This window comes from Mesorhizobium sp. M7A.F.Ca.US.007.01.2.1 (assembly GCF_003998165.1).
GTDB classification, from domain to species: domain Bacteria; phylum Pseudomonadota; class Alphaproteobacteria; order Rhizobiales; family Rhizobiaceae; genus Mesorhizobium; species Mesorhizobium ciceri.
On record NZ_RZQP01000464.1, the window covers coordinates 1 to 1,531 of the forward strand.

Consider the following 1,531-nt stretch of genomic DNA (forward strand, 5'->3'; position numbering starts at 1 on the left):
CGGATCGACAGGTTCGACCGGCTCTACTGGGGCAACAGGTTCGACCGGATCGACCGGAGCAACCGGCTCGACCGGCGCCACAGGAGCAACCGGTGATACTGGAGCAACAGGCTCTACTGGGGCAACAGGTTCGACCGGATCGACCGGAGCAACCGGCGCCACAGGTGCAACCGGTGATACCGGAGCAACTGGCTCGACCGGATCGACAGGTTCGACCGGCTCTACAGGTTCGACCGGTTCGACTGGAGCAACAGGCTCTACAGGTTCGACTGGCTCAACCGGAGCCACCGGTTCGACAGGTCCGACAGGTGCGACTGGCTCGGGCGGCGGGACCGGTGACCGCGACCATGGCAACAACGGTGGCGGCAACGATCCTGATGGAAGCGACAGCAGCAACCCAGGCAAGGGGCATGGCAATGACGGGTCCGACAACGATGGTTCGCCAGGTAACGGCAACCACGCCAAGGTCTCGGCCGATACGATCGGACTCAAGGACTCGAAGCAGTTCTTGCAATCGGGCCCGGCCGCCAGCAGCGACACCGATAGCCAAGCCTCGTTCCGGCAGCTCGTTGGCCTGGCTGGGGGTTCGGTGACGAGCGATCTCTTGAACGTTCTCAATACGATCAAGGGCCTTAGTCCGAACCAGAACAAGACATCCGGTGCAACGTCCGACTTGACTTCTGACAAGGGCAAGCAAGGCGCCGGATACACTAACACCGACGACACGCTGAAGAAGGCAATGAAGGATATTCTGAAACCTAATGACTGAGTCCAGGTTGAAGAAAGAACGCGCGGCCCTTGCGGGAACGCAAGTGCCGCGCGTTCACCATTTCCAGGCGGGCAAAGGGCCCGTGCGGCTGGCCTATTTGGAATATAGTGCGTTTTGTCAGCAGTCCCGGCTGGGCCGGCTTGCCCGGAGCATCCTTGAACCCTCGCTTGTGGGCCGGAGGGGAAGTGCATGGTGAGCATACCTCTGAACGCCGATGCACGGCCAACCTCGATCCGCGTGGACGCGGAGGCGACGGGCAAGGTTGGCAGCCAGAGCGAGGCGGGGAGGGCACCCGGCGGACCCGCCGAGTTCGACCGGATTGCCCCGCGCCTCAAGGCGGTGCTACGGGTCGCCCGCTACCATGGCGTCGAACTCGACCCGAACGAGTTCAAGGTGGCGAGCGCAAGCCCGGTTCCAAACGCGACCGATCTCTCGCAATGGGCCCAGAACGGCGGCATGTGGTCGCGTGCGCTCCGCATCCGCTGGTCGCATCTTCTGCGCTTCGAGCACACGGGACCGGTCGTCCTGCTGTTCAATGACGGTGGCGCAGGTCTCCTCACCGGGGCCAGTCCAGAGCGGAATGTCGTCTTCCTCAAAAGTGCGGATGCGCCCGAGGATGCCGAAGCCATCGCCATCGACGAGTTGCGGCTGTCGCAGGTGTGGGCGGGTGAGGCCGTGCTGTTGCGTCCAGCGCGATCCTATATCGCGGCCGATGCGCCTTTCACCCTCGGTTGGTTGATCGACCTGGTACGGTTCGAAAGC

General features: G+C 63.2%; 2 pseudogenes. Both read left to right on the forward strand.

The annotated features are described in order from the left end of the window. Nucleotides 1–769, forward strand: a pseudogene (locus EN949_RS36300) (hypothetical protein); the annotation flags it as partial. Between the two features lie 189 nt (nucleotides 770–958). After that, nucleotides 959–1,531, forward strand: a pseudogene (locus tag EN949_RS35145) (peptidase domain-containing ABC transporter); the annotation flags it as partial.